The sequence below is a fragment of the Pseudomonas haemolytica genome, from assembly GCF_009659625.1.
Lineage (GTDB): Bacteria > Pseudomonadota > Gammaproteobacteria > Pseudomonadales > Pseudomonadaceae > Aquipseudomonas > Aquipseudomonas haemolytica.
The window spans coordinates 111,433-133,854 of record NZ_VOIW01000002.1; the positions used below are offsets into that span (position 1 = coordinate 111,433).

General features: G+C 56.7%; 20 protein-coding genes. 13 read left to right on the forward strand and 7 right to left on the reverse strand.

Features of this window, described 5'->3' with window-relative positions; translation table 11 throughout:
- Positions 1-9 precede the first annotated feature (9 nt).
- Positions 10-378, reverse strand: coding sequence for an ATP-dependent Clp protease adapter ClpS (clpS, locus tag FRT59_RS06745; protein ID WP_005789091.1), 369 nt, complete (start codon positions 376-378; stop codon positions 10-12).
- Between the two features lie 217 nt (positions 379-595).
- Between clpS and cspD the strand changes: the two genes are divergently transcribed.
- Positions 596-868: a cold shock domain-containing protein CspD gene (cspD, locus tag FRT59_RS06750; protein ID WP_153870754.1), complete on the forward strand. Its 273-nt coding sequence runs from the start codon at positions 596-598 to the stop codon at positions 866-868.
- A gap of 75 nt (positions 869-943) precedes the next feature.
- On the opposite strand, the gene icd is transcribed toward cspD, so the two are convergent.
- The gene (gene icd, locus FRT59_RS06755) at positions 944-2,200 is read right to left on the reverse strand and encodes an NADP-dependent isocitrate dehydrogenase (protein ID WP_034120241.1); all 1,257 of its coding nucleotides are present in this window, start codon (positions 2,198-2,200) and stop codon (positions 944-946) included.
- Positions 2,201-2,694: 494 nt separating this feature from the next.
- Between icd and FRT59_RS06760 the strand changes: the two genes are divergently transcribed.
- On the forward strand, positions 2,695-4,920 hold the full coding sequence (locus FRT59_RS06760; RefSeq protein WP_153870755.1) for an NADP-dependent isocitrate dehydrogenase: 2,226 nt from the start codon (positions 2,695-2,697) through the stop codon (positions 4,918-4,920).
- A gap of 68 nt (positions 4,921-4,988) precedes the next feature.
- On the opposite strand, the gene FRT59_RS06765 is transcribed toward FRT59_RS06760, so the two are convergent.
- From FRT59_RS06765 to FRT59_RS06785, 5 genes are all read right to left on the reverse strand, one after another.
- Positions 4,989-5,867 (reverse strand): LysR family transcriptional regulator, encoded by an 879-nt coding sequence (locus FRT59_RS06765; protein WP_167524257.1) that lies wholly within the window; start codon positions 5,865-5,867, stop codon positions 4,989-4,991.
- A gap of 139 nt (positions 5,868-6,006) precedes the next feature.
- The gene (locus FRT59_RS06770; protein WP_153870757.1) at positions 6,007-7,563 is read right to left on the reverse strand and encodes an FAD/NAD(P)-binding protein; all 1,557 of its coding nucleotides are present in this window, start codon (positions 7,561-7,563) and stop codon (positions 6,007-6,009) included.
- Between the two features lie 66 nt (positions 7,564-7,629).
- Positions 7,630-9,153 (reverse strand): acyl CoA:acetate/3-ketoacid CoA transferase, encoded by a 1,524-nt coding sequence (locus tag FRT59_RS06775; RefSeq protein WP_153870758.1) that lies wholly within the window; start codon positions 9,151-9,153, stop codon positions 7,630-7,632.
- The gene (locus FRT59_RS06780) at positions 9,150-9,575 is read right to left on the reverse strand and encodes a cupin domain-containing protein (protein WP_167524258.1); all 426 of its coding nucleotides are present in this window, start codon (positions 9,573-9,575) and stop codon (positions 9,150-9,152) included. Before FRT59_RS06780 ends, FRT59_RS06775 begins: the two co-directional genes overlap by 4 nt.
- A gap of 38 nt (positions 9,576-9,613) precedes the next feature.
- On the reverse strand, positions 9,614-10,510 hold the full coding sequence (locus tag FRT59_RS06785; RefSeq protein ID WP_153870760.1) for a DMT family transporter: 897 nt from the start codon (positions 10,508-10,510) through the stop codon (positions 9,614-9,616).
- 180 nt (positions 10,511-10,690) lie between these two features.
- Here FRT59_RS06785 and FRT59_RS06790 point away from each other — a divergent pair, with 180 nt between their 5' ends.
- From FRT59_RS06790 to nuoC, 11 genes are all read left to right on the forward strand, one after another.
- Entirely contained in the window at positions 10,691-11,137 is a 447-nt protein-coding gene (locus tag FRT59_RS06790; protein WP_153870761.1) for an NUDIX hydrolase, read from the forward strand.
- A 59-nt stretch (positions 11,138-11,196) separates the two neighbouring features.
- Positions 11,197-12,321, forward strand: coding sequence for a tRNA 2-thiouridine(34) synthase MnmA (gene mnmA, locus FRT59_RS06795; RefSeq protein ID WP_153870762.1), 1,125 nt, complete (start codon positions 11,197-11,199; stop codon positions 12,319-12,321).
- A complete protein-coding gene (gene hflD / locus FRT59_RS06800; RefSeq protein ID WP_017137510.1) occupies positions 12,318-12,941 on the forward strand; it encodes a high frequency lysogenization protein HflD in 624 nt (207 codons plus the stop codon). The genes mnmA and hflD overlap by 4 nt, the downstream gene beginning before the upstream one ends.
- A 125-nt stretch (positions 12,942-13,066) precedes the next feature.
- Complete coding sequence (purB, locus tag FRT59_RS06805) at positions 13,067-14,437, forward strand: adenylosuccinate lyase (protein ID WP_034120246.1); 1,371 nt, start codon at positions 13,067-13,069, stop codon at positions 14,435-14,437.
- A gap of 83 nt (positions 14,438-14,520) precedes the next feature.
- Positions 14,521-15,687, forward strand: coding sequence for a ribosomal protein uL16 3-hydroxylase (locus tag FRT59_RS06810; RefSeq protein WP_034120248.1), 1,167 nt, complete (start codon positions 14,521-14,523; stop codon positions 15,685-15,687).
- On the forward strand, positions 15,680-16,102 hold the full coding sequence (locus tag FRT59_RS06815; RefSeq protein ID WP_153870763.1) for a GNAT family N-acetyltransferase: 423 nt from the start codon (positions 15,680-15,682) through the stop codon (positions 16,100-16,102). Before FRT59_RS06810 ends, FRT59_RS06815 begins: the two co-directional genes overlap by 8 nt.
- 230 nt (positions 16,103-16,332) lie before the next feature.
- Positions 16,333-17,070, forward strand: a complete 738-nt coding sequence (locus FRT59_RS06820; protein WP_153839300.1) for a secretin N-terminal domain-containing protein — start codon at positions 16,333-16,335, stop codon at positions 17,068-17,070.
- A gap of 494 nt (positions 17,071-17,564) precedes the next feature.
- A complete protein-coding gene (gene aceA / locus FRT59_RS06825) occupies positions 17,565-18,890 on the forward strand; it encodes an isocitrate lyase (protein ID WP_034120253.1) in 1,326 nt (441 codons plus the stop codon).
- A 575-nt stretch (positions 18,891-19,465) separates the two neighbouring features.
- Positions 19,466-19,879, forward strand: coding sequence for an NADH-quinone oxidoreductase subunit A (locus FRT59_RS06830; RefSeq protein WP_003219575.1), 414 nt, complete (start codon positions 19,466-19,468; stop codon positions 19,877-19,879).
- A gap of 10 nt (positions 19,880-19,889) precedes the next feature.
- Entirely contained in the window at positions 19,890-20,564 is a 675-nt protein-coding gene (locus FRT59_RS06835; protein ID WP_003174719.1) for a NuoB/complex I 20 kDa subunit family protein, read from the forward strand.
- 72 nt (positions 20,565-20,636) lie between these two features.
- Positions 20,637-22,421, forward strand: coding sequence for an NADH-quinone oxidoreductase subunit C/D (gene nuoC, locus FRT59_RS06840; protein WP_034120254.1), 1,785 nt, complete (start codon positions 20,637-20,639; stop codon positions 22,419-22,421).
- Position 22,422: the final 1 nt, after the last annotated feature.

The window sequence follows — 22,422 nt, forward strand, 5'->3', positions numbered from 1 at the left end:
TGGTCGGCGTTAACCGTCCTTCTCGATTTCACAGAGTAGCGGATGCTGGCTTTCCCTGGCGTACTGGTTGACCTGCATGGCCTTTGTCTCGGCGATGTCGCGGGTAAACACTCCACATACTGCCCGTCCTTCTGTGTGAACGGCCAGCATTACCTTGGTCGCCAACTCGCGGTTCAGGTTAAAAAACACCTCGAGCACTTCGACGACGAAATCCATCGGTGTGTAGTCATCATTGAACAAAACCACCTTGTACATCGGCGGCGCCTGTAAAGCAGGCTTGGCCTCCTGAACAGCAATGCCTGCAGAACCGTCGTCGTCATGTTCCTGATCCGGGCGATCCTGATTGAATGTTAGTCGAATCTGGCTGTTTGCATGCATGGAAAGAAGGTTCGTCAGTGGTTCAAATACAGTGGTGGGGGCGACCTGTCAGAATTTCAACTCTGACCGACTGGTCGCCTTGACTATCGGCGAATCGGTGTTACAACCAATAGAACCCACAGTGGGTAAAAAAGGTCCGCGCAGTCAACCTTATTTATTCGGGTTAGGACGGATAGACAGGATGATACTCCAGTGATGGAGTCTGGTGCAGAGGGATATGGGAATGGCTAGTGGTAAGGTCAAGTGGTTCAACAACGCCAAGGGCTTCGGCTTCATTAATGAAGACGGCAAGACTGAAGACCTTTTTGCGCATTACTCAGCAATCAAGATGGATGGCTACAAGACTCTGAAAGCGGGTCAGGCTGTCAGCTTTGAAATTATTCAAGGCCCCAAGGGCAAGCATGCCGTAGATATCAGTGCGCCCGTCGTCACTGAAGACGCTAGGAAAACAGCAGCGCCAGCTCAAAAACCAAAAAAGCAAACGGCCTGATCAGCCACCGAGCAAAGCCTTGAAAGCCAAGCCGGCTACCCTGAGCCATCAGAGCAGCCGGTTTTTTCTGCCTGCTTACATATGCTTGATCAATGCATCACCAAAGCCCGACGACGACACCAGCGTAGCGCCATCCATCAGGCGCTCGAAGTCATAGGTCACGGTCTTGGCCGAAATCGCGCCGTTGGTGCCCTTGATGATCAAGTCAGCCGCCTCGGTCCAGCCCATGTGGCGCAGCATCATCTCCGCCGACAGGATCAACGAGCCCGGGTTTACCTGGTCTTTGCCCGCATATTTGGGCGCAGTACCGTGGGTAGCCTCGAACATCGCCACGGTGTCCGACAGGTTCGCCCCCGGCGCAATACCGATACCGCCTACCTCTGCCGCCAAGGCGTCAGACAGGTAATCGCCGTTCAGGTTAAGCGTTGCGATCACGTCATACTCAGCCGGACGCAGCAAGATCTGCTGAAGCATGGCGTCAGCGATGGCATCCTTGACCACCACATTCTTGCCGGTCTTGGGGTTCTTGAACTGCATCCACGGGCCGCCATCGAGCAGGGTCGCACCAAACTCTTCAGCCGCCACTTCGTAGGCCCATTCCTTGAAGGCACCTTCGGTGAACTTCATGATGTTGCCTTTGTGCACGATGGTCAGCGAATCGCGGTCGTTATCCACCACATATTGCAGGGCTTTACGTGCCAGGCGCTTGGTGCCCTCTTTCGAGACCGGCTTGACGCCAATCCCGCAATCCTGGTCGAAACGAATCTTGGTGACACCCATTTCCTCCTTGAGGAACTTGATCACCTTGATCGCTTCCGGGGAACCCGCCTTCCACTCGATGCCGGCGTAAATATCCTCGGAGTTCTCACGGAAGATGGTCATGTCCACGTCGCCAGGTTTCTTGACCGGGCTAGGCACACCTTCGAACCAGCGCACCGGGCGCAGGCACACATACAGGTCGAGTTGCTGACGCAGGGCCACGTTCAGCGAGCGAATACCGCCCCCGACCGGCGTGGTCAGCGGGCCCTTGATGGAGACCACGTAATCTTTGACCGCATCCAGGGTTTCCTGGGGCAGCCAGGTATCCTGGTCGTAGACCTGGGTAGCCTTTTCGCCGGCGTAAACCTCCATCCACGAGATCTTGCGCTTGCCGCCGTAAGCCTTTTCAACAGCTGCGTCGACCACCTTGATCATTACCGGGCTGATGTCGACGCCGATACCGTCACCTTCGATGTAGGGGATGATCGGTTGGTCAGGAACATTGAGAGAATGGTCTGCATTGACGGTGATTTTGTCGCCGACTGCCGGAACCTGAATCTTCTTGTATCCCATGCTGAACTCCATCTATGGATTGAACATCTGGCTGCGTCCGAGCCTACTCCAGATACATGGCGACTGAAACCTCGCGCCATACTCATTTGCATCGAAAACAGCACATTTAGTTGCCTACAAGCCTGAAAGCAAAGGGAAAAGCGCCAATCTTGAGCACACCCCGCAGCCCTGCGCGCAAGCGTCGCACCTGCGACCTTTAGACCAATGGACGAGCCTCCTTTTATATGAAGGCTCGGCGTAAGCATAGCGACCTATGTATAATGCCGCCGCTGACCAAAGAGTCACGACGGCGGACCGCTCTAGAACGTAGCCTTTCGCCAGAAAGCCGGACTATTACAATAGCCCACCCGCTTGACGCTCGACTGATGCAACCCAACATCACCGCGAAGAAACATCGACATTTCGCTCATGGATGACTTTGAACGAACGCGCTCTACCCGGCGCATCTCGAGTTTCTGCGCACGCTTTCAGCAAAGAAGAGAGTTAATCCGAATATGCCCACCCGCTCGAAGATCATCTACACCTTCACCGACGAAGCCCCAGCCCTCGCCACCTATTCACTGCTGCCTATCGTAGAGGCCTTCACCGCTTCCGCTGATATTGCCGTGGAAACCCGCGACATTTCCCTCGCCGGGCGCATCCTCGCAAGCTTCCCCGAGCAACTGGGCACCAAGGCTGTTGCGGACCACCTCGCCGAACTGGGCGACCTGGCCGTTACCCCTGAAGCCAACATCATCAAGCTGCCTAACATCAGTGCCTCGACCCCGCAGCTGCAAGCCGCGATCAAGGAACTGCAGGCCCAGGGCTATGCCCTGCCGGACTACCCGGAAACCGTAACCACCGACGCGGAAAAAGAAACCCGTGCACGTTACGACAAGGTCAAGGGCAGCGCCGTGAACCCGGTACTGCGCGAAGGCAACTCCGACCGCCGCGCACCGCTGTCGGTCAAGAACTACGCACGCAAGCACCCGCACAAGATGGGCGCCTGGGCTGCCGACTCCAAGTCGCACATTGCCCATATGAACAATGGCGACTTCTACGGCAGCGAAAAAGCCGTACAGATCGAAGCCGCTGACGCTGTCAAAATTGCACTGGTTGCGCAGGACGGCACCACCACCGTCCTGAAGGAAAAGACCAGCGTCCAGGCCGGCGAGATCATCGACACTGGTGTGCTGAGCAAGAAAGCCCTGCGCAGCTTCATCGCCGCTGAAATCGAAGACGCCAAGAAACAAGGCGTGCTGCTGTCGGTTCACCTCAAAGCCACCATGATGAAGGTCTCCGACCCGATCATGTTCGGCCAGATCGTTGCCGAGTTCTACAAAGACGCCCTGGCCAAGCACGCTACCGTGCTGGAACAGATCGGCTTCAACCTGAACAACGGCATCGGCGATCTGTACGCCCGCATCAAGGCCCTGCCGGCCGACCAGCAAGCGCAGATCGAAGCTGACATCCAGGCGGTGTACGCCGCTCGCCCAGCCTTGGCGATGGTCAACTCCGACAAAGGCATCACCAACCTGCACGTGCCGAGCGACGTGATCGTCGACGCCTCGATGCCCGCCATGATCCGTGACTCCGGCAAGATGTGGGGCACCGACGGCCAATTGCACGACACCAAGGCCGTGATCCCGGATCGCTGCTACGCCACCATCTACCAGGCGGTCATCGAAGACTGCAAGGCCAATGGCGCCTTCGACCCAACCACCATGGGCAGCGTGCCAAACGTTGGCCTGATGGCGAAGAAAGCCGAAGAGTACGGCTCCCACGACAAGACCTTCCAGATCAAGGCTGACGGCGTAGTCCGCGTCACCGACAGCCAGGGCAACCTGCTGATGGAACAGAAAGTCGAAGCCGGCGACATCTTCCGCATGTGCCAGACCAAGGACGCGCCGATCCAGGACTGGGTCAAGCTCGCCGTCAACCGCGCCCGCGCCAGCAACACTCCGGCCATCTTCTGGCTGGACCCACAGCGCGCCCACGATGGCGTCGTGGTCGAGAAAGTTCAGGCCTACCTGAAAGACCACAACACCGACGGCCTGGACATCCGCATCATGGCGCCAGTCGACGCCATGAAGTTCACCCTGGAGCGCACCCGCAAGGGCCTGGACACCATCTCGGTGACCGGTAACGTACTGCGCGACTACCTGACCGACCTGTTCCCGATCATGGAACTGGGCACCAGCGCCAAGATGCTGTCGATCGTGCCGCTGATGAACGGCGGCGGCCTGTTCGAAACCGGCGCCGGCGGTTCGGCTCCCAAGCACGTGCAACAACTGCTGGAAGAAAACTTCCTGCGTTGGGATTCCCTGGGCGAGTTCCTGGCCCTGGCCGCGTCCCTTGAACATCTGGGTGTGACGTACAACAACCCGAAAGCCCTGGTACTGTCCAAGACCCTGGACCAGGCCACCGGCCAGTTCCTCGACAACAACAAGTCGCCATCGCGCAAAGTCGGCAACATCGACAACCGCGGCAGCCACTTCTACCTGGCGCTGTACTGGGCCCAGGCCCTGGCCGCCCAGACCGAAGACACTGCACTGCAAGCGCAGTTCGGCGAACTGGCCAAAACCCTGGCCGCGAACGAAGCAACCATCGTTGCCGAGCTCAACGCCGTGCAGGGCAAGCCAGTGGACATCGGCGGCTACTACGCGCCGAACCCAGAGCTGACCAGCAAGGCCATGCGTCCAAGCGGCACGCTGAATGCGGCGATTGCCAAGTTGAAGTAAAGTTGTAGGGATGCAAAGAAGCCCCGGCTATATGCCGGGGTTTTTGTTTTCAGCGAAAGTGAGTTTAGTCACAGGGAGGCATTGGCGTACTCTGAAATCCATACAGAGCGAATCAACTCAAGCACCTCACGCCTGTAAACAGGACTCCAACCCGCTCGCTCTTTAGGTACTACAGCAAATTGAGGTAGCACCGGCAAACTGGAAATGCCCTCGAGACTCTTTAAACCCGACACTTGTGCGACAAAAGGCAGCAACGTAATACCTACTCCCGCCTGCACTGCAGACCGCAGCGACATCAAGTCTTCCGACTCATAAACGCAATGCCATTTGATACCGCACTCCTCTAGACTCCGAATCGCCAGACTGCGAAACCCACATGGCGGCTTGAACAAAGCGAGCGGAACATCATATGGTTTATCGATCATGTCCGCGTTATCGCCAGCAAACCACCTAACCGATAATGTATGCCAAGGACGCTCATGCATTTTTTTCAGTTCATCTATCACGAGGCATAGGTCGATCTTCCCCTCACTTACCGCATCCAATAGCAAACCAGATCTGGCGACCTTGACCACCATTTGTATGGCTGGAAAGTGAGTGGCCATGTTGGAAATAATCTTGGGGAGCACCCTTTCGCAAAAATGCTCAGGCATACCCACTATGATCGTTTCTCTTTTTTCAACCCTTTCAAACAGCCTACCCACTTTATCGTTACAAATGACGATGTTCTTGGCATAACTGAAGAGCTTTTCTCCCTCCAAGGTTAATAATACTTGTCGGTTTTCCCTTGCAAACAATTCCACACCCAATAGGTCCTCTAACCGTTTGATCTGTTGACTAATAGCAGGTTGAGTCAGGCTTAACGCTTCGGCCGCGCGCGTAAAACTTTTGGTCTCGCCTACTCTGATAAAGCTTCGCAACGACTGAACATCAAGATTGACTCTCATAGCATGCCACCGACCGAAATTAGTCTTCCGATTGTGGCAAATCAACGCGTCGCTCGCCACTAGCTGTTCGGTTAGGCACGAGCTAAATTTACGTATGAAAATATACAAATAATGTTTAATAAAAGAATTTTCTGTCATCCTATGCCAATAATCGAGCGTTAAGGGGGTTCAAATACCTATCGGAAGTTAGCGCCAACCTCGCCAAAACGTACTCTGCTCGCCTCGCCGAATGGCGAGCGTTGATTTCTAAAGCGCTGGTAAAAAAGAACGCGCCGCTTGTCAACTCCCCCAGAACAGTGATTCTGTCATCCACATGCCCCAAATGATTTATCAATCCGCCCGACTCAGCAGACACCCTCACTCCTCCGAATGGGTCCGCACATCCAATTCCTTGCTGAAGCATATTTTGCACCAAAGGGTTATCAAACTTACTTACATCACGGGGCGTACCTGTAGCCACCACAACGGAATCGTAGTCGTAGCAACTTTTGTCCGACTGATTAGCCACTTCCAAGATAAAGCGCCCATCGTATTGAATCGCCTCAATCTCACCTTTGATGATTGATAGTTTCCCGGCTTCGATTAGTGACTTAACTTTTAATGCATTCTCAATCGGAATAGAGACACGGTAGGCCATCCACCAACTAGAGTAACCCAAGAACATCTTCTTGTCCTCGTCCGGCATTGCGGGCCAAATCAAATCAAGTACAGCATTTGTGGAGTAGAGAACGGATTGCCAAAACCGCGGGTGATGCGCGGCCGCTATTTCCGTCTCAAGAAATTCCACTGCAGGCCTTTGGAAGCATTTTGTCGGCCAATCAGCCATGCGAATCGGCTTGCCCTCCAAGGCCAACTCCTGCGTCGTCCAACGAAGCACATCTTCAAGTCGTACTACGCCAGTTCGAGAAATACAAGATCTAACAGTTTCCGGTGTCAGTATCGTCGGTTGATAGCGCCCCTGAGTCCCTCTCACACTTGGCAGGGCTCCCGTGCGTGAATGCAACGTAATGGGTCCTTCATGGCCATTAGCAGTAAGCCCAATCACCGCATCGATAGCACTCAATCTTGATCCGACAATTGCAACACGCGCCTGCTTTTGAATCAGCCGGCATGTACGCTTGATTGGATAAGGGCTGGAAAAAAAACCCTCCGCAGCAGTAAGGTATCGGTATTCCAGACTACGTGCATTACCACAACTCAACACTACATGATCACTGGGAAAGGAGAGATTCCCCTTTGTTGAAACTACGACCCTCCTATCATGCGAGAAACTCAAGTTTAGGACCTCGTCATGCACCGGAATTAATTGACAACCGAGCTCTACAGCTTTTTTGACGAGAAACTGAATCATGTGCGCAAGATATAATCCAAACAAGGGGCGAGGCAAAAAGGCCTGCGGGCACAGTTCAATACCTGGGAAGTCGTCCTCCCAAATCTCACGATTAGCCAATAACCAACTATAAAAATGTCCAGACTGGTCAGGGAAAGGCGAAATGAATTCCGCTCGCGTATTTAAAATATTTGTGCTGCAGTCGTCAGAATAGGCAAGTCCTCTACCACATTGATATTGCTTATCTATCAAGAATATCGACACATCCGAATGACAACCATGTCTCCCCAAGCCATTTAAGACCGCGTATATAAAAGAGACACTAGAGGCCCCACCACCGACTACCGTAATTACGTTGCCAGACATAATAACCTCCCGCCGATTTTTTCGGCATTCGACATATTATTAATCACGAATTTTAAACCCGCACACCTAAAACAAAAACATTTCATCCGACATAGGCCTGCAACTACCAGACACCACAAACCCACCCTCTATGAACGGCATAATATCCTGTTCAATACTTATACCTGGAGCGACCTCATCCAAATAGACCACTCCATCTCTTAATGCAAAAACAGCTCGCTCCGTGACAAATATAACTCTTTGACCCAAGACCTGAGAATAGCTGCCATTAAAAGTCAAATGTGAGACGTGACGAACAAATTTATTTACATGACCTTCCCGAACTATGCGGACTTTCCCTTCACTTACATCTACGATCGACCCCACCGCTGTAAAAGTACCACAAAAGACAATACATCTAGCCGACTGAGAGATATTTATGAACCCCCCAGCGCCTTGCAACTTACGACCGAACTGCGAAACATTGACATTGCCAAAACTGTCCATTTCGGCAAAGCCTAAACACGCTACGTCAATTCCACCGCCTTCGTAAAAATCGAACAAAGCTGCCTGCTCAATAATACTGACTGGACGACAGCTGGCACCAAATGACAATCCAGCTGCTGGCCTACCACCTATAACGCCGGACTCAATAGTAAAGGTCACCGACTCCGCACAGCCCAACTCTTCAGCCACCTGAGCAACGACTACCGGTATACCAATACCCAGATTGATAATCCGAGCATTTTCGTGTCGTATTTCCTGCAAAGCTCTTTTCGCAATAATTCTCTCAGCGCATGAAATCGCACTTACGCCACGAGTAAGCACTCCCGGACGTGTAAACGCTGAATTATGTATCACACCATAAGTTTGAGGATGCTCATCAGGACGCGACACCGTCACATAATCGACCAATAGCCCGGGGATTTTTACATCCTGCGGTTCAATCTCATGTAACCCTACTAAGCTTTCAACCTGAACAATCACTATTCCACCGCAGTTCTTAACTGCCATTGCCTGCGCAAGCGCGTCACTATATGACACCTCCCGCTCCATCGAAATATTGCCTAAAGGGTCACAAAACGTCCCTCTTAATAACGCACAATTGACATTAAGTGCAGGGTAAAAGAGCGTCAACTCTCCATTAATAACGATCTTCTGAACGAGAGCGCCTCCCTCCCGCTGATTCAAGCGTGCACCCTCGTGATCAGGATCAACAAAAGTATTGAGACCAACCTTCGAGATCACACCGGGCTTCTTCGCCGCGATCGCACGGAACAGCTGGCTGACAACCCCCTGCGGCCAGTTATGCGCTTCTATCTCTCCTTGAAGCGCCATGTTTCCCAATCGAGGTATAAGCCCCCAGAACCCTCCAATTGCCTTGGCCACCAGCCCACTCTGAGCCAAAACGTCGACACCCCTTTCGTCAAGGTCTCCAGAAGCAGAGGCAAAGAGCAGACCCAGCTTACGAGGCCGCCCCTCCCGCTTGAAACGATCACTGATTGCTCGAGTAAGTCCATCAGGATGCCCGCAACTACCAAACCCTCCCGGAATAATTGTCCATCCATCCTCAATCAACTCTGCAGCTTGCTGTTCGTTGATAATTTTCATGCTGCGGCCTCCGAGCCCTGAGTTGGGGAGGGCTGAACTGGCTGCTCCCAAACGACTAGAAACGTACAACCTGTAACAGAAGAAAGTTGGTGAGTAGAGCCAGGCGGGTAAATTTGCAGCGCACCTACAGTATGTCGCCCTCTGTCATCGACAAGTTCACCATCGACCACCAGCACTAACTCCCATCCCTGATGCCTATGCCTCGGTGTTAGAGCTCCACCGGCGTAACGAACCAATGCGGCAACTGGCCCTTGCGCATTATCCCGCGCATCATAGAGATGAAATATTGAAACGCCCTTGCGCCCATCCACTTCATAAGGTTCAAAATTCAGACAGTCAATATCATCAACGTGTAGTCCACCTCCAGACCGGCAAATTTCATCGCTATATATTTTTTTGTCCGCCATTTCGTGCTTAAACATGATTACTCTCCTCATAAGCAGCCTTCAATATTAGAGGCTTACTTTGCTCTCGAATGATTCATTAAATAAACTCCCACCCCCGAAACAACAAACCCCACAATCGCCACCACACTCGGCACCTCACCCAACACCAACGACGCCATGATCTGCGTAACAGCCGGAATAACATGAAACAAGTTCGTCGCTTTACTCGCCTCCCCCCGCCGAATCATCAGGTACAGCAGGGTCAGCGCGCCGACTGAGTTCATTACAGTGATCCACGCCACCGAAGCAGCGAAGGGCACCCACTGCGTCACCTGCATGGTCTCGGTGGTATAGGCCAGCAGCAACATGACCAGCGACGCGGTGACCATCTGAACAAAACAGCCCACCCACAGGTTGACGCCGCCGAGGAAACGTTTCTGATAAAGCGTGCCAAGGGTGATGCCTAGCAACGCCAGCCCCACCGCGCCATAACCGCCGATGGACGCCTCAGGGCCAAAAAAACTGCTGCCGACCACAATGGCCACGCCACCCACACCCAGGATCGAGCCTGGCAAGTCGCGCCAACTCAATTGCTCGCCTAAACAGAAGTAGGCGCCGATCACGACGAATACGGGCATCAGCCCGACAATCAGCGCAGCTTGCCCAGCCGGGACGCCCTGACTTATCCCGGTGTAGAGGCCGCCAAATTGCAGAGCCTGCAAGAGCAAGCCCACGGCCGCCGCGTGAAGGTAAGGTGTAAGTCGCCTGGGCCACTCGGCCTTGATGGCGAGCGCCACGCCCAGGAACACCAGGGCCGCCAGGGCAAACCGGTAGAACGTCATGGTGAAAGGCTCGCCATAACGCACACCGAACGCTCCACCGATGTAGCCGGAGCTCCATAACAGGATGAAGGCAATGGGCAACGGCGATGTAAGGCGCACTTCATAGTTTTTGTGGGCAATCGGCTGCATGACACTCTCCGCACTGAAGGTTCTGGAGAGATAAGCTGCGCCACGGGCTCAAATCGGTAAAATCATTAAATGTCAGGCGCATCATGCAGATTGCTTATGCATCATCTCTGGCGAAACCCTCCCACACTGACTGTAATCCTGCTCTAAGACTGCGCTGTATTCAGAATCGAGAGGCATCCCATGACCTGGCAACCCCACATCACCGTCGCCACCATCGTCGAAGACAACGGCCGGTTCCTGATGGTCGAAGAGCTCAAGGGCGGCCGCGCCGTGCTCAACCAGCCCGCCGGCCACCTCGACCCGTACGAAACCCTGACCGAAGCCGCCGTGCGCGAAACCCTCGAAGAAACCGGCTGGGACGTCGAAGCCACCGGCATTGTCGGCATCTACCTGTACACCGCGCCCAGCAATGGCGTGACCTATCAACGCGTCTGCTTCATTGCCAAGGCACTCAAACACCACCCGGACTATCAACTCGACGACGGCATCCTCCGCGCCCGCTGGCTGACCCGCGACGAGCTGATGGCCGTGCGCAATGACTGGCGCAGCGAGCTGATTATCCGTTGTATCGACGATTATCTGGCCGGCCAGCGCCACAGTCTCGAGTTGATCCGCCCTTCTCTTTAGCCTTAGCGGCTTGGGCCTGATAGAATCGCGTCCTTTTTCAAGACACCCGTTGAAACCCTATGCGTGATCCAGCCCCTTCTGACATACAAAAGAAGCGCGTCATCGTCGGCATGTCCGGCGGCGTGGATTCTTCCGTTTCCGCCGTTCTGCTCATGGAGCAGGGTTATGAGGTGGAAGGCCTGTTCATGAAGAACTGGGAAGAAGACGATGGAACGGAATACTGCACCGCCATGGACGACCTGGCAGACGCCCAGGCCGTGTGCGACAAGATTGGCATCAAGCTGCACACCGCCAACTTTGCCGCCGAGTACTGGGACAACGTGTTCGAGCACTTCCTGGCCGAATACAAGGCCGGTCGCACGCCGAACCCGGACATCCTGTGCAACCGCGAGATCAAGTTCAAGGCGTTCCTCGACTACGCGATGATGCTCGGCGCCGACCTGATCGCCACTGGCCACTACGTGCGCCGCCGCGATATCGATGGGCGTACCGAACTGCTCAAGGGCCTGGACCCGAACAAGGACCAGAGCTACTTCCTGCATGCCGTCGGCGGTGAACAGATCGCCAAGACGCTGTTTCCGGTCGGCGAACTGGAAAAGCCCGAAGTGCGTAAGATCGCTGAAAAACATGGCCTCGCCACTGCCAAGAAGAAAGACTCCACCGGGATCTGCTTTATCGGCGAACGCCGCTTCAGCGACTTCCTCAAGCAGTACCTGCCGGCGCAACCCGGTGAAATCAAAACCACCGAAGGCGAAGTCATCGGCCGTCATCATGGCCTGATGTACCACACCATCGGCCAGCGCCAGGGCCTGGGCATTGGAGGCTTGAAAGACGCAGGTGAAGAGCCGTGGTATGTGCTGGTCAAGGACCTGGAAAACAATGTGCTGGTCGTCGGCCAGGGCAATGAGCATCCGCTGCTTTTTTCCGGTGCCCTGCTCGCTTCGGAGATCTATTGGGTCAACCCGATCGACTTGAGCACGCCACGCCGCCTGACCGCCAAGGTGCGCTATCGCCAGAGCGACCAGCCCTGCACCCTGGAAAAAACCGCCACCGGCTACCGCGCCACCTTCGATGACCCGCAACGTGCGGTCACCCCAGGCCAATCCGTGGTGTTTTATGACGGCGAAATCTGCCTGGGCGGCGGCGTGATCGAAGTTGCGCAAGGCTGGAGCAACCCGGCATGAGCCCGACCCAGGAGCAATTGACGGCCCTTGGCGGTGTGTTTCTTGCCGCCGTACTGGTGGACAAGATCGCCAAGACCGGCCAGGTCACTGAAGCCGGCCTGACCTGCATGCTCGGCAGCCTGCTGATCCGCGACCCCAAGGACACCCTGGAAGTCTACGGCGGTGACGACCTGGCCCTGCGCGAAGGTTATCGCGCATTGATCGGCGCCCTGGAGCGCGACCCCAGCACCTTGCAGCGCGAGCCGTTGCGCTACGCCTTGTCGATGCTTGGCCTGGAGCGCCAACTGGCCAAGCGTGACGACCTGCTGGAGACCATCGGCAAGCGTCTGCCGCAGATCCAATCCCAGGTAGAGCACTTCGGCCCGGCCCACGAAAACGTGATCGCCGCCTGTGGTGCGCTGTATCAGGACACCTTGAGTACGTTACGCCAGCGTATTCAGGTACACGGCGACATGCGCAACTTGCAGCAACCGAATAACGCCTCGAAAATCCGCGCCCTGCTCCTGGCCGGTATTCGCTCCGCGCGGTTGTGGCGCCAGTTGGGCGGTCATCGCTGGCAGCTGGTGATCAGCCGACGCAAATTGCTCAAAGAGCTTTACCCGTTGATGCGCAACGAATAAGTCGCACCAGCAGGCCTTTTTCAAGCCGTTACGCGTAATACGCCGGTCAGTTGGCAACGGACCGGCGGATTTTTTCATGTATGATACGCGCCCCATTTCGTTGCCCGACTGTCCGAGAACACCCCATGCAGCTCTCTTCGCTCACTGCGGTTTCCCCTGTTGACGGCCGCTACGCCGGCAAAACCCAGGCCCTGCGCCCTATTTTCAGCGAATACGGCCTGATCCGTGCTCGTGTACTGGTTGAAGTGCGCTGGCTCCAGCGCCTGGCCGCTCACCCCGCCATCAGCGAAGTGCCGGCGTTCTCAGCCGAAGCCAACGCTGTACTCAACACCCTGGCGGAAAACTTCTCCCTGGAGCACGCCGAGCGTGTGAAAGAGATCGAGCGCACCACCAACCACGACGTCAAAGCCATCGAATACCTGCTCAAAGAGCAAGCGGCCAAGCTGCCGGAACTGGCCCAGGTCAGCGAGTTCATCCACTTTGCCTGCACCAGCGAGGACATCAACAACCTGTCCCACGCCCTGATGCTGCGCGAAGGCCGTGATGACGTGATGCTGCCGCTGATGCGCCAGACCGCCGAAGCGATCCGTGAGCTGGCGATCCGTTTCGCCGCCGTGCCGATGCTGTCGCGCACCCACGGCCAGCCAGCTTCGCCGACCACCCTGGGTAAAGAACTGGCCAACGTGGTATACCGCCTGGAGCGCCAGATCGCTCAAGTCGCCGCCGTGCCGCTGCTGGGCAAGATCAACGGCGCCGTAGGCAACTACAACGCCCACCTGTCGGCCTACCCTGAGATCGACTGGGAAGCCAACGCCCGCGCCTTCATCGAAGACGAGTTGGGCCTGGGCTTCAACCCATACACCACGCAGATCGAACCGCACGACTACATTGCCGAGCTGTTCGACGCCATTGCGCGCTTCAACACCATCCTGATCGACTTCGATCGCGATATCTGGGGCTACATCTCCCTGGGCTACTTCAAGCAGCGCACCATTGCCGGTGAAATCGGTTCGTCGACCATGCCGCACAAGGTCAACCCGATCGATTTCGAAAACTCCGAAGGCAACCTCGGCATCGCCAACGCCCTGTTCCAGCACCTGGCCAGCAAGCTGCCGATCTCCCGCTGGCAGCGTGACCTGACCGACTCCACCGTACTGCGTAACCTCGGCGTCGGCTTTGCCCACAGCGTGATCGCGTACGAAGCCAGCCTCAAAGGCATCAGCAAGCTGGAGCTCAATGAGCAGAAAATCGCTGCTGACCTGGATGCGTGCTGGGAAGTATTGGCCGAGCCAATCCAGACCGTGATGCGCCGCTACAACATCGAAAACCCCTACGAGAAGCTGAAGGAATTGACGCGCGGCAAGGGCATCAGCCCTGAAGCACTGCAAACTTTCATCGACGGCCTGGACATGCCAGCCGCCGCCAAGGCCGAGCTGAAACTGCTCACTCCGGCCAACTACATCGGCAACGCTGTAGAGCAAGCCAAGCGCATCTGATCATCGCGCACCCTTTGAGACGCCCGGCCGCGCCGGGCGTTTTTATTCCAGTCTGAAAAATGCTTTTTTTCAATAGGTTACACATGAATCCTGATATTCCTCTTCAACTTCTGGGCGGTATCACAGCACGGGAATTCCTGCGCGACTACTGGCAGAAAAAGCCGCTGCTGATCCGTCAGGCCATCCCTGATTTCGAAAGCCCGATCGACGCCGACGAACTGGCGGGCCTGGCTCTGGAAGAAGAAGTCGAGTCGCGCCTGGTGATCGAACACGGCGAACGACCGTGGGAACTGCGTCGCGGCCCGTTTGCCGAAGATGCCTTCAGCACCCTGCCTGCGCGTGAGTGGACCTTGCTGGTGCAAGCAGTCGACCAGTTCGTGCCGGAAGTGGCGGAGCTGCTGGAGCACTTCCGCTTTCTGCCGAGCTGGCGTATCGACGATGTGATGATCAGCTTTGCCGCACCAGGCGGCAGCGTTGGCCCGCACTTCGATAACTATGACGTGTTCCTGCTGCAAGCCCAGGGCAAGCGCAACTGGAAAATCGGCCAGATGTGCAGCTCCGAAAGCCCGCTGCTGCAACACGCCGACCTGCGCATCCTCGCCGAATTCGAAGAAAGCGCCGAATGGGTGCTGGAACCGGGCGACATGCTCTACCTGCCGCCGCGCCTGGCCCACTTCGGCATTGCCGAAGATGACTGCATGACCTACTCCGTAGGCTTCCGCGCCCCAAGCGCCGCTGAAGTGCTGACCCACTTCACCGACTTCCTCAGCCAGTACCTGACCGACGAAGAGCGCTACACCGACGCCGATGCCCAGCCGGTCAGCGACCCGCATCAGATCCAGGGCGACGCCCTCGACCGCCTCAAGGGCCTGCTGGCCGAGCACATGAGCGACGAGCGCATGCTGCTGACCTGGTTCGGCCAGTTCATGACCGAGCCGCGCTACCCGGAAATGGTAGCTGGCGAAGAGCTGGGCGAAGAAGACTTCATCAACAGCCTGCAAGACGGCGCGATCCTGGTACGCAACCCAAGCGCCCGCCTGGCCTGGTCCGAAGTCGACGACGACGTACTGCTGTTCGCCAGCGGCCAGAGCCGTTACCTGCCAGGCAAACTGCGTGAACTGCTGAAGCTGGTGTGCTCGGCCGATGCGCTGCACAGCGAGAACCTCGGCGAGTGGCTGGCGGACGAAGATGGCCGCGACCTGCTGTGCGAACTGGTCAAGCAAGGCAGCCTGGGGTTTGCGGATGAATAAGATTCACGTAAGTGTCGCGGACTGGCAAAAGGATATCGCCGAGATTCGGCGCATTCGTGAAGCGGTATTTATCGCTGAACAATCGGTTCCACCGGAGCTGGAGTGGGACGCGGATGACGCCGGCGCGGTGCATTTCCTTGCATTCGAAGGCGATTTTCCGATCGGTACCGCGCGCCTGCTGCCCAGTGGCGAGATTGGCCGGGTGTCAGTACTCAAAGACTGGCGCGGGCTGAAGGTTGGCGACAAGCTGATGGAAACGGTGATTGGCGTGGCCGAGCAACGTGGCCAGACCAGACAGTTCCTCAGCGCGCAGGTGTATGCGGCGCCGTTTTATGAGCGGTTGGGTTTCAAGATCGTCAGTGATGAGTTTCTTGAAGTCGGGATTCCGCATGTGGATATGGTGCGCGGGGACTGATTCAAGGCCGTGTCGACGCCATCGGGAGCAAGCCCCCTCCCACATTTTGACCACATTCCAAGGATGTACGCGGTCAACGGTGGGAGTGGGCTTGCTCCCGATAGCATTATCAGCAACACCACAAATGCCCTGCCATGCCAGGGCATTTTGCCGTCTACGATTCAACTTGCGACCCACCAGGCCGACAAACTGGCACTATCAAGCCTAAATGACTCGCAGAGATCACGGACATGTCCCTACGCACCCTGCTCACCGCCCTCCTCCTGACCGCTAGCGTTTCGGCCATTGCCGACACCGAAGTCGTTAACCTGAGCAACCGCACGAGTGCAGACCTGCTACCCGTGGCGCAGAATTTCATCGGCAAGGACGGCACCGTCAGCGCCTACGGCAACCAGCTTATTGTTAAAGCTGACCCAGCCAGGATCGAGGGTTTGCGGACCTTGCTCTCGCAACTGGACACACCGGCAAAACGCCTGCTGATCACCGTCGACACCAATGAAAACAACCAACAGAACAGCGGCGACAGCCAGACCCGCATCATCAGCTACGGCACCGCCAGCCGCGATGGCGGCGTCCAGCAGATCCAGGCCAGCGAAGGTGTGCCCGCGCTGATCCAGGTCGGCCAGAGCGTGCCGCTGACCACTACCCAACAAGACAGCTATGGCCGCCTGCAGAACCAGACCCAGTATCGCAACGTCACCCAGGGCTTCTACGTGACCGCCAGCGTCACCGGCGAGACCGTACACCTGGCCATCAGTACCAACCGTGACCGTATGAGCCAGGAACGTCCCGATGTAGTGAACGTGCAAAGCACCGACACAACCGTCAGCGGGCGCCTCGGCGAATGGATCCCCCTGGCCGGGATCAATCGCGAAACCCAGGCCGATAAATCCTCTACAACCCGCAATTACTCTACTCAGGGCCGTGATGACCTGACGTTGCGGGTCAAGGTCGACACCCTGAACTGAAGCACCGAAAACTGACTGGCAAGTCGCATTAGACTAAAGATGTAGTGCCTTAAAAAAAGCACTACAAAACATTTGACGATCCAAAAAAGCATGGGCATGATGGCCTCGCTCCCGCTAATCAGGGGCCCTGGCAAGGGCCTTCGGATCGCCGCTCTAAGCTACCCACCTGAGCCGATTCGTGTCTGTACCGCCCACAAGGTGTGTTTGACGTTGGTTGCGACTGGAACGAAGTTGTCCCGAGGGACGGAAGCTAACCAGGTAACCCGGCTACACACTGATGGATCGTACAAAGGCCCACGACGCCCGAAGACCGTTCGCAGTTCGCCCTTACCTGCTCAACTCCCCCCTTGAGCCCCATCGTTCATCCCGTCGCCCCTCCCCGTCAGACTTGGCTTGAACACCTGAGCTTCTGGTCAGCGAGCAACCCTACCCAGGCAACGAATGCCGGGCTGGCAAACGGATACTTCAAACAAGACGCGACGAGGTTTTTCCCCATGGCACTGACACGCGAACAGCAAATTGCAGCCCTTGAAAAAGACTGGGCTGAAAACCCACGCTGGAAAGGCGTGACCCGCGCTTATTCCGCTGCTGACGTCGTCCGCCTGCGTGGCTCGGTCCAACCTGAGCACACCTTTGCAAAACTCGGCGCCGAGAAGCTGTGGAACCTGGTCACCCAAGGTGCCAAGCCGTCCTTCCGCCCCGACAAAGATTTCGTCAACTGCATGGGCGCCCTCACTGGCGGCCAGGCAGTGCAACAGGTAAAAGCCGGTATCCAGGCGATCTACCTGTCTGGCTGGCAAGTGGCAGCGGACAACAACTCCGCTGAATCCATGTACCCCGACCAATCGCTGTACCCGGTGGACTCCGTGCCAACCGTGGTCAAGCGCATCAACAACTCGTTCCGTCGTGCCGACCAGATCCAGTGGAAAGCCGGCAAGAACCCGGGTGACGAAGGCTACATCGACTACTTCGCGCCCATCGTGGCTGACGCCGAAGCCGGTTTCGGCGGCGTACTGAACGCCTACGAGCTGATGAAGAGCATGATCGAGGCAGGCGCTGCCGGCGTGCACTTCGAAGACCAGCTTGCGTCAGTGAAGAAATGCGGCCACATGGGCGGCAAGGTACTGGTTCCAACCCAGGAAGCCGTACAGAAGCTGACCGCTGCTCGTTTGGCGGCTGACGTTGCCGGCACACCGACCATCATCCTGGCCCGTACCGATGCCAACGCCGCTGACCTGCTGACTTCGGACTGCGACCCGTACGACCAACCGTTCGTGACTGGCGAACGCACCCAGGAAGGCTTCTATAAAGTCCGCGCCGGCCTGGACCAAGCCATTGCCCGTGGCCTGGCCTACGCGCCATACGCCGACCTGATCTGGTGCGAAACCGCCAAGCCCGACTTGGACGAGGCCCGTCGCTTCGCCGAAGCGATCAAGAAGGAATACCCGGACCAACTGCTGTCCTACAACTGCTCGCCTTCCTTCAACTGGAAGAAGAACCTGGACGACGCGACTATCGCCAAGTTCCAGCGCGAACTGTCGGCAATGGGCTACAAGCACCAGTTCATCACCCTGGCCGGCATTCACAACATGTGGCACAGCATGTTCAACCTGGCGCACGACTACGCCCGCAACGACATGACCGCCTACGTGAAGCTGCAAGAGCAGGAATTCGCTGACGCCTCCAAGGGCTACACCTTCGTGGCGCACCAGCAGGAAGTGGGCACCGGTTACTTCGACGACATGACCACCGTGATCCAGGGTGGCACCTCGTCCGTGACCGCGTTGACCGGTTCGACCGAAGAAGAGCAGTTCCACTGATCGACTGAGCACACGGCCACCGCGGCCCCAAGGAAGACCTAACCGCAGTGCCGCACAACAATCACGCCCCGACTGGTTCGGGGCGTTTTTTTGCCTGCACAAAACCTACCGATGCACTGCGGACCAAATGTGGGAGGGAGCAAGCCCCTCCCACAAGGAATTTTGCGCAAAACATTGATCCAGAGCGGTATTCGTACACATCCAATCGGTTAAAAGAACCGTTGCGACAACTAAGCGACACTCAAGCAAGTAACGGCAACTTCCCCCGCCACATGAGAAACAATCGCTTAAACCCCACGCAAACAATATTCATTATCATTTGGAGCCTGAAAACTTCGTTACAGCTTAAACAAAACATAATTGATGAAAAGCCCTCTAATGCCCACGCCACAAGGGCTACAGCCTAAAGAAGGTGCACTATGTGCTTATTCCACCGAATAATTTCACCCCAGGAATTTTACTTGCCCGGTGTTTAGCCATAAAATCACCGCGATTGATTGCGCTGCGACATATCGTCACTGCATCGTTACTTTTTCGAGCTCAGAGACCTTTGCTCTCTGTTAAGGATTTCCAGCATGACCGAAGCGACAGGACTCATGGCCCACAACTGGGGCTTTGCCATTTTCCTCCTCGGTGTTGTCGGCCTTTGCGCCTTCATGCTCGGCGTCTCCAGCCTCCTCGGGTCAAAAGCCTGGGGCCGCAGCAAAAACGAACCGTTCGAGTCCGGCATGCTACCTACAGGTGGCGCCCGCTTGCGGCTCTCAGCCAAATTCTATCTGGTCGCGATGCTGTTCGTGATCTTCGATATCGAAGCCCTCTTTCTCTTTGCCTGGTCTGTGTCTGTTCGCGAAAGCGGCTGGACCGGATTCGTCGAAGCTCTCGTTTTCATAGCAATTCTGTTGGCAGGCCTTGTCTACCTATTCCGAGTGGGCGCCCTTGACTGGGCTCCGGAAGCTCGTCGTAAGCGGCAAGCGAAGCTGAAACAATGAGGCTTTGGCGATGCAATACAATCTCACCAGGATCGACCCGGATGCTCCTAACGAGCAGTACCCAATCGGCGAACGGGAAACCGTTTCCGACCCGTTAGAAGACCAAGTCCACAAAAACATCTACATGGGCAAGCTCGAAGACGTGCTGAGTGGCGCGGTCAACTGGGGGCGTAAAAACTCCCTGTGGCCGTACAACTTCGGTCTTTCGTGCTGCTACGTGGAAATGACGACCGCCTTCACGGCGCCCCACGACATCGCGCGCTTTGGCGCCGAAGTTATTCGGGCATCGCCGCGCCAGGCGGATTTCATGGTTATAGCCGGAACCTGCTTTATCAAGATGGCGCCGATCATTCAGCGTCTCTACGAGCAAATGCTCGAGCCGAAGTGGGTTATCTCCATGGGTTCGTGCGCCAACTCCGGTGGCATGTACGACATCTACTCCGTCGTTCAAGGGGTGGACAAGTTCCTGCCCGTGGACGTCTACGTGCCTGGCTGCCCGCCCCGCCCTGAAGCTTTTCTGCAAGGCTTGATGCTGTTGCAGGAATCGATTGGCAAGGAGCGTCGCCCGCTTTCCTGGGTCGTCGGCGATCAAGGCGTGTACCGCGCCGAGATGCCTTCGCAAAAGGAACAGCGCCGCGAACAGCGAATCGCAGTCACCAACCTGCGCAGCCCCGACGAAGTCTGATCCAGCGCCGCTTCTTTTATAGAACGAAAACCTGGCTTCATTCTTTACGTTGACCGAAAGCGATAAAAAACCATGACTACAGGCAGTGCTCGACGCATCCCGCCTTATAAGGCAGACGACCAGGATGTGGTCGTCGAACTCAATAACCGTTTTGGCCCTGACGCCTTCACCGCCCAGGCCACACGCACCGGTATGCCGGTGCTGTGGGTGGCGCGCGCCAAGCTCGTCGAAGTCCTGACCTTCCTGCGCAACCTGCCCAAGCCGTACGTCATGCTCTATGACCTGCATGGCGTGGACGAGCGTCTGCGCACCAAGCGCCAGGGCTTGCCGAGCGGTGCCGATTTCACCGTGTTCTACCACCTGATGTCACTGGAACGTAACAGCGACGTGATGATCAAGGTCGCGCTGAGCGAGAGCGACCTGAGCATCCCGACCGTGACCGGCATCTGGCCAAACGCCAGCTGGTACGAGCGTGAAGTCTGGGACATGTTCGGCATCGACTTCCCGGGCCACCCGCACCTGACGCGCATCATGATGCCGCCGACCTGGGAAGGTCACCCGCTGCGCAAGGACTTCCCTGCGCGCGCCACCGAATTCGACCCGTTCAGCCTCAACCTCGCCAAGCAGCAGCTTGAAGAAGAAGCGGCGCGGTTCCGTCCGGAAGACTGGGGCATGAAGCGTTCCGGCACCAACGAGGACTACATGTTCCTCAACCTGGGCCCGAACCACCCTTCGGCTCACGGTGCCTTCCGTATCATCCTGCAACTGGACGGCGAAGAAATCGTCGACTGCGTGCCGGACATCGGCTACCACCACCGTGGTGCCGAGAAAATGGCCGAGCGCCAGTCGTGGCACAGCTTCATCCCGTACACCGACCGTATCGACTACCTCGGCGGCGTGATGAACAACCTGCCGTACGTGCTCTCGGTCGAGAAGCTGGCCGGTATCAAGGTGCCGGACCGCGTCGACACCATCCGCATCATGATGGCCGAGTTCTTCCGCATCACCAGCCACCTGCTGTTCCTGGGTACCTATATCCAGGACGTCGGCGCCATGACCCCGGTGTTCTTCACCTTCACCGACCGTCAGCGCGCCTACAAGGTCATCGAAGCCATCACCGGTTTCCGCCTGCACCCGGCCTGGTACCGCATCGGCGGTGTTGCCCACGACCTGCCGAATGGCTGGGAACGCCTGGTCAAGGAATTCATCGACTGGATGCCCAAGCGTCTGGACGAGTACCAAAAGGCTGCGCTGGACAACAGCATCCTCAAAGGCCGTACCATCGGCGTCGCTGCCTACAACACCAAAGAAGCCCTGGAATGGGGCGTCACCGGTGCCGGCCTGCGTTCGACCGGTTGCGATTTCGACTTGCGTAAAGCGCGCCCGTACTCCGGCTACGAGAACTTCGAGTTCGAAGTCCCGCTGGCGGCCAACGGCGATGCCTACGACCGTTGCATCGTGCGCGTCGAAGAAATGCGCCAGAGCCTGAAGATCATCGAGCAGTGCATGCGCAACATGCCGGCCGGCCCGTACAAGGCGGATCACCCGCTGACCACGCCGCCGCCCAAAGAGCGCACGCTGCAGCACATCGAAACCCTGATCACGCACTTCCTGCAGGTATCGTGGGGCCCGGTCATGCCGGCCAACGAATCCTTCCAGATGATTGAAGCGACCAAGGGTATCAACAGTTATTACCTGACGAGCGATGGCGGCACCATGAGCTACCGCACCCGGATTCGTACCCCAAGCTTTGCCCACTTGCAGCAGATCCCTTCGGTGATCAAAGGCGAGATGGTCGCGGACTTGATTGCGTACCTGGGTAGTATCGATTTCGTTATGGCCGACGTGGACCGCTAAG

What these genes read in the sequence shown, in the direction of transcription:
- clpS (WP_005789091.1), bottom strand. Translation starts at nt 378, where the DNA reads ATGCATGCAAACAGCCAGATTCGACTAACATTCAATCAGGATCGCCCG.
- cspD (WP_153870754.1), top strand. Translation starts at nt 596, where the DNA reads ATGGGAATGGCTAGTGGTAAGGTCAAGTGGTTCAACAACGCCAAGGGC.
- icd (WP_034120241.1), bottom strand. Translation starts at nt 2,200, where the DNA reads ATGGGATACAAGAAGATTCAGGTTCCGGCAGTCGGCGACAAAATCACC.
- FRT59_RS06760 (WP_153870755.1), top strand. Translation starts at nt 2,695, where the DNA reads ATGCCCACCCGCTCGAAGATCATCTACACCTTCACCGACGAAGCCCCA.
- FRT59_RS06765 (WP_167524257.1), bottom strand. Translation starts at nt 5,867, where the DNA reads ATGAGAGTCAATCTTGATGTTCAGTCGTTGCGAAGCTTTATCAGAGTA.
- FRT59_RS06770 (WP_153870757.1), bottom strand. Translation starts at nt 7,563, where the DNA reads ATGTCTGGCAACGTAATTACGGTAGTCGGTGGTGGGGCCTCTAGTGTC.
- FRT59_RS06775 (WP_153870758.1), bottom strand. Translation starts at nt 9,153, where the DNA reads ATGAAAATTATCAACGAACAGCAAGCTGCAGAGTTGATTGAGGATGGA.
- FRT59_RS06780 (WP_167524258.1), bottom strand. Translation starts at nt 9,575, where the DNA reads ATGTTTAAGCACGAAATGGCGGACAAAAAAATATATAGCGATGAAATT.
- FRT59_RS06785 (WP_153870760.1), bottom strand. Translation starts at nt 10,510, where the DNA reads ATGCAGCCGATTGCCCACAAAAACTATGAAGTGCGCCTTACATCGCCG.
- FRT59_RS06790 (WP_153870761.1), top strand. Translation starts at nt 10,691, where the DNA reads ATGACCTGGCAACCCCACATCACCGTCGCCACCATCGTCGAAGACAAC.
- mnmA (WP_153870762.1), top strand. Translation starts at nt 11,197, where the DNA reads ATGCGTGATCCAGCCCCTTCTGACATACAAAAGAAGCGCGTCATCGTC.
- hflD (WP_017137510.1), top strand. Translation starts at nt 12,318, where the DNA reads ATGAGCCCGACCCAGGAGCAATTGACGGCCCTTGGCGGTGTGTTTCTT.
- purB (WP_034120246.1), top strand. Translation starts at nt 13,067, where the DNA reads ATGCAGCTCTCTTCGCTCACTGCGGTTTCCCCTGTTGACGGCCGCTAC.
- FRT59_RS06810 (WP_034120248.1), top strand. Translation starts at nt 14,521, where the DNA reads ATGAATCCTGATATTCCTCTTCAACTTCTGGGCGGTATCACAGCACGG.
- FRT59_RS06815 (WP_153870763.1), top strand. Translation starts at nt 15,680, where the DNA reads ATGAATAAGATTCACGTAAGTGTCGCGGACTGGCAAAAGGATATCGCC.
- FRT59_RS06820 (WP_153839300.1), top strand. Translation starts at nt 16,333, where the DNA reads ATGTCCCTACGCACCCTGCTCACCGCCCTCCTCCTGACCGCTAGCGTT.
- aceA (WP_034120253.1), top strand. Translation starts at nt 17,565, where the DNA reads ATGGCACTGACACGCGAACAGCAAATTGCAGCCCTTGAAAAAGACTGG.
- FRT59_RS06830 (WP_003219575.1), top strand. Translation starts at nt 19,466, where the DNA reads ATGACCGAAGCGACAGGACTCATGGCCCACAACTGGGGCTTTGCCATT.
- FRT59_RS06835 (WP_003174719.1), top strand. Translation starts at nt 19,890, where the DNA reads ATGCAATACAATCTCACCAGGATCGACCCGGATGCTCCTAACGAGCAG.
- nuoC (WP_034120254.1), top strand. Translation starts at nt 20,637, where the DNA reads ATGACTACAGGCAGTGCTCGACGCATCCCGCCTTATAAGGCAGACGAC.